The following is a 7790-nucleotide window of genomic DNA, read 5'->3' on the forward strand; positions in this document are numbered from 1 at the left end:
GGGCGAACCGGGCGGCGGGCAAACCGGGACGATCTCGCGTTTGCCCTGGTCAGGGGTGGTGGGTCGCGTGGGACTCGAACCCACAACCTACGGATTAAAAGTCCGGAGCTCTGCCAATTGAGCTAGCGACCCGTCTCGCAAGGGTACCGAGATCGGCGATGGGTTTGCGACGGGGTTACGGGGTGGGGGCGAGGTGGACGGGGAGGTGCTTCAGGCCGTTCTGGAAGTTGGAGGCCAGGCGGACGGGGGTGCCGGTGAGGGTGATGTCGTGGGGGAGGAGTTCGCGGAAGATGGCGCGCATCTGGGTGCGGGCCAGGTGGGCGCCCAGGCAGAAGTGGGGGCCGAAGCCGAAGCTGACGTGGTCGTTGGGGGTGCGGGTGATGTCGAAGCGGTCGGGGGACGGGAAGACGGTCTCGTCCCGGTTGGCGGAGGCGTGGTAGACGACCACCTTGTCGCCGGCGTTGATCTTCTGGCCGGAGAGTTCGACGGGGCGGGTGGCGGTGCGGCGGAAGTCCATGACCGGGGGCCAGTAGCGGAGCATCTCCTCGACCGCGGAGGGGAGCAGGGACGGGTCGGAGCGGAGGCGGGCCAGTTCGCCGGGGTGGGAGAGGAGGGTCAGGAGGCCGCCCGGGATGCCGTTGCGGAGGGTCTCGTTCCCGGCGACGGCGAAGAGGAAGAACATGTTCTCGAACTCGTGGGTGGTGAGGCCGCCCTCCAGCATGCGGGACATGATGTCGTCGGACGGGTTCGAGCGCTTCTCGGCGGCCAGCGCGTGGGCGTAGGCGAACATGTCGGCGAGGGCCGTGTAGGAGCGCGGGTTGATCGGGCGGCCGTCCGGGCGGGTGGTGGTCGTCGGACGGAAGTTCATCGCCTTCTGCGCCATGGGGGTCATGGTGGCGGCGTCGGCGGTGGAGATGCCCGCGTACTCCTCGTCCTGGTAGCCGATGACGCGGGACGCCCAGTCGTAGAGCAGGCGGCGGTCGGATTCGGGGACGCCCATGATGTGGGCGAGCGTCCAGACGGGGAGGTCGGCGGCCAGTTCGACGAAGTCGGTTTCCTCGCCCAGGGCCGAACCTATGAGCGTCCGGGCTCGGTGGTCGATCGTGTCTTCCAGGGCGCGGACGGCGCGGGGCGTGAAGGCGGCGGCGACGATGCGGCGGAGGCGGGAGTGGTCGGGCGGGTCCTGGTTGAGCATCATCGCGCGGACGAACGCGAGGTCCTCGGGCGTGTCGGGGTCGCGGATCTGGGTGGCGCCGAGGTTGGAGGAGAAGAGGTCCGGGGAGCGCAGGACGTGCTTGACGTCGGCGTGCCGGAAGACCGCCCAGTAGCCGGGGCCTGCGGGCCAGGGGCCGACGGCCGGTTCGGGGATGCGGGTGACCGGGGACTCGGCGCGCAGCTTCGCGAAGGAGTCGTAGGGGACCCCGGTGGCGTAGGTGGCGGGCAGGAAGATCTCCTCGTGCATGCCCTCAGCGTGCATCATGTCGGGATGACGGTGAAGCCCGATGAGATCCTGCGTGACAATTTCGCGCCCTGGGTGCTGGACCTCGGCCTCGTCCCGGAGGAGGTGGGGGACGGGACGGCGGTGCTGCGGCTGCCGTGGTCCGACCGGTTGGCGCGGGAGGGCGGCGCTCTGTCGGGGCAGGCGTTGATGGCGGCGGCCGATACGGCGGTCGTTCTGGCGGTCTCCGGGGCCAAGGGCGGGTTCGTGCCGATGACGACCGTGCAGCTCAGTACGACCTTCCAGCGGCCTGTTAAGGGGCAGGACGTCCTGGTGAGCGTCGAGCTCAGCAAGCTGGGGCGGACGATGGCGTTCGCGGAGGTCGATATGACGGCCGATTCGGTGACCGTCGCCCACGCCAGTGCGGTTTACGCCATCATCGGGTGACATGGCGCATATTGAGAAGGTCGCTGTTCCCGACGGTGAGTTCGACCTGCACGTGTGGGGGACGCGCGGGCCGGGGATCTTGCTCCTCCAGGAGATCTTCGGCGTGGGCGATTACATGGAGGCGGTCGCCGAGGATCTCGTGGCGCTCGGCTACGTGGTGGCGGCACCCGACATGTTCTGGCGGATCGAGCCGAACTGGACGACGAAGCACGACGAGGAGGCACTCCCCAAGGGGGTGTCGATGGTCTCCCAGTTCGACTGGGAAAAGGGCGTAGAGGACGCGAAGGCCGCGCTGGACGTCCTCAAGGGCATGCCTGGGGTCGGCAAGGTGGGCATCCTCGGGTTCTGTTTCGGTGGGACGCTGGCCTACCTGCTCGCCGCCCAGGCCGAGGTCGATTCGATGGTGTCGTTCTACGGGTCTGGTGTGCCCGGAGCCCTGGACCAGATCGACGCCATTCATGCTCCGACGCAGTTCCACTTCGGTGGCACCGATCCCTATATCCCCCGGGAGGATGTCGCCCGGGTGGAGCAGGCGGTGGCCGGGCGGGAGAACATGGAGATCCACGTCCAGGAAGACGGCGGTCACGCATTCCACAACCGCAAGGCGCCGATGTTCTACCAGCCGGAGCCCGCCGAACGCGCGTGGCGCCTCACCGAGGACTTCCTCCGCCGGACCCTGTCATAGCGCCCATCCGGGGAGCGGCTCGCAGTGCGCGAGCCGGCCCGCGGGGACGGTTACGCGGGTTCCAGGGTCAGGCGGGACAGTTCCTTGCGGGACGAGATGCCCAGCTTGGGGTAGGCCTTGTAGAGGTGGTACTCGACCGTGCGGGGGCTCAGGAAGAGCTGCGCGGCTATTTCGCGGCTGCTCGTTCCTGCGGCGGCCAGGCGGACGACCTGGAGTTCCTGCGGGGTCAGGCGGTCGAGGAGGTCGGGGGCGGCGGGGACGGACGTCCCGGACTCGCCCGTGGCCCGTAGTTCGGCGCGCGCGCGTTCCAGCCAGGGGGTGGCGCGGAGGCGCTCGAAGATGGACGCCGCGGAACGGAGCGGGACGCGGGCGTCCGACCGGCGGCGTGCCCGGCGCAGGTATTCGCCGTAGAGGAGTTCGGTGCGCGCACGCTCGAATGGCCGCATCGACTTTTCGTGCAGGCGCAACGCCTCGACGTATGGTTCCTCGCTGTCGTTGAGCAGGGCCTCGCAGTGCAGGGCCACGGCCTGAGCCCAGGGCTGCTTGGCCGCCTCGGCCCAGACCCGGAATCGGGAGTACGCCTCGCGTGCGAGCGGGACCTCGCCCGTACGCACGGCGGCCTCCACCTGGTCCGCGGCGGACAGGACGTCGGCGTGCCGGTGCGGGCCGTGCGCGATCTCCTCCAGGCGGCGCAGCGCGTCGTCGTAGCGCCCGAGGCCGAGGTCGAGGAGGGCGAACGCGCCGTCGGCGAGGCCCGGCGGGGCGGAGGCCGTCAGTTCGTGCAGCCGGCGCTCGTCGCCCTCGATCGCCGCGACGCGGGCGAGGACGGCGCCGAGGCGGCCCTCGCGGTGCGGGCGCCCGGTGTCGCGGGCGAGCGCGATCGCCTCCGCGACGGTCGCCGCCGCGTCCGCGTGCCGCCCCGCCGCGATCTGCGCCTGCGCCTGGACCTGCAGGACGGTCGGCAGCTCGCCGACCAGGCCGTGCCGGCGGCAGTGCGCCGCCTCCGCGGCGGCCAGTTCGAGCGCCGCGTCGTCCGCGCCGATGATCAGTGCGAGCTGGGCGGCGCGCAGCCGGTCGCCGGCGCCGTCGCGGGCCGCGGTGACGTGGTCGGCGAGCAGCGGCAGGCCGGCCGCGTGGTCGCCGTCCGCGAGCAGCGCCAGGCCGCGGAGCGCCGGGTCGTCCGGCCGCAGCCGGGACGCGCGGAGCACGGCGGGCAGCTCGCCGGACGCCCAGCCGTACATGGCGGCGGCCCACAGCATCTCCGGGCCGGCGGCGCGGTCGGCCAGCATGCGGGCGGCGGCGCGCGGGTCGCCGCGCTCGTACTCGACGGCGGCGTGCACGCGGGCGAGCCCGGCGAGGTCGGCGGCGCCGAGCTTCTCCGCGAGGACGGCGAGGTCCTCGGCCTCGTCGAGCCGCCCCGCCTGGAGGGTGAGGGAGGCGGCTGCGCCGAGCCGGGCGGCGCGCGCCTCCCGGCCGGGGGTCATGTCGGCGGCCTGCCGGTAGAGCGCCGCCGCGGTCGCGTGCCCGGCGCGTTCGCGGGCGCGCTCGGCGGCCTCCTGCAGGTCGGCGGCGACGTCCTCGTCCGGGGCGAGCGAGGCGGACGCGCGGTGCCGCGCCCGGCAGTCGAGGTCGTCGGCGGACTCGGCGAGCGCCCGGTGGACGGTGACGCGCCGCGCCGCCGTCGCGCCCTGGTAGGCGGCCGCCCTGATCAGCGGGTGCCGGAACGCGATGCTGCGCCCGGTGACCTGCACCATTCCGGCGCGTTCGGCCTCCTCCAGGTCGGCGAGCCCGACGCCGAGCGCGGCCGCGGCGGCGAGCTGGCTCGGCATGTGCCCGCGCCCCTCGGCGGCCGCGATCAGCAGCATGAGGCGGGCGTTCTCCGGCAGCCGCGCGATCTGCTCCTTGAACGACGCGAGGACGCGGTCGGCGACGGGCAGCGGCGACGGCTCCGGGGGGCGCTCCCCGGCGGCGGCGAACTCCCGCAGCGCGAGCGGGTTGCCGGCCGCCTCGCGCAGCACCCGCTCGCGGACGAGCGGCGTCAGGCCGCGCTCCGCGAGGAAGCGCTCGGCGTCGGCCCGGGCGAGCCGGCCGAGCCGCAGCTCGGGGAGGCCCGTGCCGGTGAACGCGCCGTCCCGCGCGGCGAACAGCATGACGACGCCTTCGGCCGCGAGCCGCCGCGCCGCGAACAGCAGCGCCTCGGCGGTCGCGGTGTCGATCCAGTGGGCGTCGTCGGCGACGCACAGCACGGGCCCGTCCTCGGCGAGGTCGGCGAGCAGCGTGAGGACGGCGAACCCGGTGGCGAAGCGGCCCTGCCCGCCGGACGCCTCGCCGAGCGCGGTGCGCAGCGCGGCGGACTGCGCCGGCGGCAGCGCGTCCAGCCGGTCGCGGACGGGCCACAGCAGCTGGTTGAGGCCGGCGAACGCGATGCCGGACTCCGCCTCGATCCCGGTCACGCGCAGCACGCGCGGCACCTGGGCGGCGGCCTCCTCCAGCAGCGCCGACTTGCCGATGCCCGCCTCGCCGCGCAGCACGAGGGCGCCGCTGCGCCGATGCTCGCGCGCCCCGTCGATCAGCGACGTGAGCCGCGCCTGTTCGTCGTTCCGCCCGTAGAGCACGAGACCAAACTACGGGGCCGAATACCGAAACCCTACGGATTCGCCCCGTACCCGGCGGCTCGTACGTTCTTGACCAGCGACAACGCCACTGGAGGACGTCATGCAGGAACTGTTCGAGCCCATCTCCGTGGGGAAGCTGGAGCTGCCCAACCGGCTCGTGATGGCGCCGATGACCCGCAGCAGGGCGGGCGAGGGCGGCGCCGTCACCGAGCTGACGGCGGAGTACTACCGGCAGCGCGCCGGAGCCGGGCTGATCATCACCGAGGGCACGCAGCCGAGCGTCCGGGGCCAGGGCTACATCCAGACGCCGGGCCTGCACTCGGACGAGCAGGTGGCGGCATGGCGGGCGGTGACCGACGCCGTGCACGCCGAGGGCGGGCGGATCTTCGCGCAGCTGATGCACTCCGGGCGCGTCGGCCACCCCGTCCTGTACCCGGACGGCGCGCTGCCGCTCGGCCCCTCGCCGATCGCGACCGGCGAGCAGCTGTTCACGCCGGACGGGATGCTGGACCACCCCGTGCCGCAGGAGATGACCCTGGACGACATCGCCCGGGCCGTCGAGGAGTTCGCCGCGGCCGCGCGCAACGCGGTCGCGGCCGGCTTCGACGGCGTCGAGCTGCACGGCGCGAACGGCTACCTGATCCAGCAGTTCCTCGCCGACGGCAGCAACGTCCGCACCGACGCCTACGGCGGGACGGTCCGGAACCGCATCAGGTTCGCCGTCGAGGCCGTGGCGGCGGCCGCGGACGCGATCGGCCCCGAGCGCGTCGCGCTCCGCGTGTCGCCGGGCGGCACGTCGAGCGGCGTCAGCGAGAGCGACACGCCGGAGCTGTACTCGGCCCTGATCGGGGAGCTCGCGCCCCTGGGCCTCGCGTACCTGCACGTCATGGAGGAGCTGAACCGCGAGCAGACCCGCCGGATCCGCGCCGAGTGGCCGGGCACGCTGATCCTGAACCCGCATCCGACTCCGGAGTCGTTCCCCGCCAGGCCGGAGGAGGGCGCCGCGGCGCTGCGGGAGGGCGTGGCCGACGCGATCGCCTTCGGCGAGCTGTGGCTGGCCAACCCCGACCTCCCGGCCCGCATCAAGGCCGGCGGCCCCTACAACGCCGCCGACCGCGCGACCTTCTACGGCGGCGACCACCGCGGCTACACCGACTACCCGCCGCTGCCGTGACGGCCCCCGAGGCCCCGCGCCGCGCCGCGGGGCCTCGGGGGGCGTTCCGGGCGGGGTCAGAGACCCGGGCGGACGGCGCCGTTGAAGTGGCGCTTGTAGTACTTCGTCAGCTTGATCTTCTTGACGCGCTTGCCGGAGCCGGGCGCGTGGATCATGTAGCCGTGGCCGGCGTAGACGCCGACGTGGGTGCGGCCGCTGTAGAAGAAGAGGAGGTCGCCCTTGACGGCGCCCTTCCAGGAGACCTTCTTCTTGACGGCGCGGTAGATCTGCTGGCTGGTGCGGGGCAGCTTCACCCCGGCCTTGCGCCAGGCGCCTCCGGCGAGGCCGGAGCAGTCCCAGGAGCCGGGACCGGTGCCGCCGTAGCGGTACGGGTCGCCGATCTGCTTCGCCGCGTACTTCACGGCGTAGGCCGCGCGCTTCTTCTGCTTGGCGGCCCGGGACTGCTTGGCGGAGACCTTCGCGACGGTCGTCACGGTGACGGCCCGCTGCTGCCGCGGCGCCGACGCCTGCGCGGGACCCGCGGCGAGGACCGACGCGCCGAGCGCCGCGGTCGTGGTGAGCGCGAGGCCACCAGTGGTGAATCCGGCCTTCAGGGGGTTGTTCCGAGGGGTATGCAGAATGACTCCAGACCTCGCGGGTGATGCCTACCGGGCAGCCGTCACCCCGCAGGCGTTCCGCGGGGGTTCGGTTGCCGCGGCCATTCCGCGGCGCCATTCGGCGGGACGCGGGAAAGCGATGGCCGCTTCCGGTTCCGTGCCTCTCGACTGCACGGATTCGGCGTCCGGCGGCGGCTTTCCGGCGGGGTCCCCGGGGGGACGACCCGGGGGTCCGCGCAGGCCGCCGTGATCGAGGCCGGCCGTGCGCGCCGCAGCCGCGCGTCGGGGTGCGTGTTCTGTTATCCGGGCGGCAGCTGTGCCGCATGAACCGGCAGGAACGTATGCAGACTCGGGCGGGCATGGCAAATCCCTCCGGGTATTTCGAGGCCGGCGCGGACCGGTGGGCAATCCCTCGCCCCTCCTTTGGCCTGCGTCGATTCCGATCGGCACGGGAAAAGTGTGAACTGGGTCACGAACCTCCGAATGAAGATCGATTACATGGTGCCTTCGCCGCCCCCGCGCCGGCACTCGAACCGCATTCTGTGGAAAACTCGTCCGCCGCCTCCTGGGCGATTTGTGGTGCATATCACGTATCGGTAAAGGGGTCCCTGGCCCCGGCGGCCGCCGTGTCACGCCCGGACGGCCGGCGTCCGCGCCGCCGATGACCGCCCGCGGTTACGGACGTGCACGATCATGGGATTCGGTTGAACCCTGGGGTTGACGGCGCCCTCCGGGCCGCCTGAAGTCAAAGGAGACGCAGGTGACGCCCGGGAGGAGTGCGGTGTTCGGCAAACCCGGTGATGGGTCGCGGAGAAGCCGCGAGATCGACGAAGGC

Annotated in this window: 6 protein-coding genes and 1 tRNA gene; 3 read left to right on the forward strand and 4 right to left on the reverse strand. The window is 72.8% G+C overall.

Annotation, left to right across the window (positions count from 1 at the left end; all coding sequences use genetic code 11):
• Positions 1-56: 56 nt before the first annotated feature.
• Positions 57-132: transfer RNA gene (locus tag ACIWVC_RS25245), tRNA-Lys, on the reverse strand.
• 43 nt (positions 133-175) lie between these two features.
• Positions 176-1480, reverse strand: coding sequence for a cytochrome P450 (locus ACIWVC_RS25250; protein ID WP_396454650.1), 1305 nt, complete (start codon positions 1478-1480; stop codon positions 176-178).
• 6 nt (positions 1481-1486) lie between these two features.
• Between ACIWVC_RS25250 and ACIWVC_RS25255 the strand changes: the two genes are divergently transcribed.
• Together ACIWVC_RS25255 and ACIWVC_RS25260 are read left to right on the forward strand one after the other, a co-directional pair.
• Entirely contained in the window at positions 1487-1885 is a 399-nt protein-coding gene (locus ACIWVC_RS25255) for a PaaI family thioesterase (protein WP_396450848.1), read from the forward strand.
• 1 nt (position 1886) lies between these two features.
• Complete coding sequence (locus ACIWVC_RS25260) at positions 1887-2570, forward strand: dienelactone hydrolase family protein (RefSeq protein ID WP_396450846.1); 684 nt, start codon at positions 1887-1889, stop codon at positions 2568-2570.
• A gap of 50 nt (positions 2571-2620) precedes the next feature.
• On the opposite strand, the gene ACIWVC_RS25265 is transcribed toward ACIWVC_RS25260, so the two are convergent.
• Positions 2621-5185, reverse strand: coding sequence for an AAA family ATPase (locus ACIWVC_RS25265; RefSeq protein WP_396454651.1), 2565 nt, complete (start codon positions 5183-5185; stop codon positions 2621-2623).
• Between the two features lie 100 nt (positions 5186-5285).
• Here ACIWVC_RS25265 and ACIWVC_RS25270 point away from each other — a divergent pair, with 100 nt between their 5' ends.
• A complete protein-coding gene (locus ACIWVC_RS25270) occupies positions 5286-6359 on the forward strand; it encodes an alkene reductase (RefSeq protein WP_396450842.1) in 1074 nt (357 codons plus the stop codon).
• 56 nt (positions 6360-6415) lie between these two features.
• Here the strand turns inward: ACIWVC_RS25270 and ACIWVC_RS25275 are convergent, their stop codons facing one another.
• The gene (locus tag ACIWVC_RS25275) at positions 6416-6832 is read right to left on the reverse strand and encodes a C40 family peptidase (protein ID WP_396450840.1); all 417 of its coding nucleotides are present in this window, start codon (positions 6830-6832) and stop codon (positions 6416-6418) included.
• Positions 6833-7790 lie beyond the last annotated feature (958 nt).

It is taken from the genome of Actinomadura sp., from assembly GCF_044508335.1.
Lineage (GTDB): Bacteria > Actinomycetota > Actinomycetes > Streptosporangiales > Streptosporangiaceae > Spirillospora.

Coding starts and splice junctions, on each gene's coding strand:
- ACIWVC_RS25250 (WP_396454650.1), bottom strand. CDS start 1,480: ATGATGCACGCTGAGGGCATGCACGAGGAGATCTTCCTGCCCGCCACC.
- ACIWVC_RS25255 (WP_396450848.1), top strand. CDS start 1,487: ATGACGGTGAAGCCCGATGAGATCCTGCGTGACAATTTCGCGCCCTGG.
- ACIWVC_RS25260 (WP_396450846.1), top strand. CDS start 1,887: ATGGCGCATATTGAGAAGGTCGCTGTTCCCGACGGTGAGTTCGACCTG.
- ACIWVC_RS25270 (WP_396450842.1), top strand. CDS start 5,286: ATGCAGGAACTGTTCGAGCCCATCTCCGTGGGGAAGCTGGAGCTGCCC.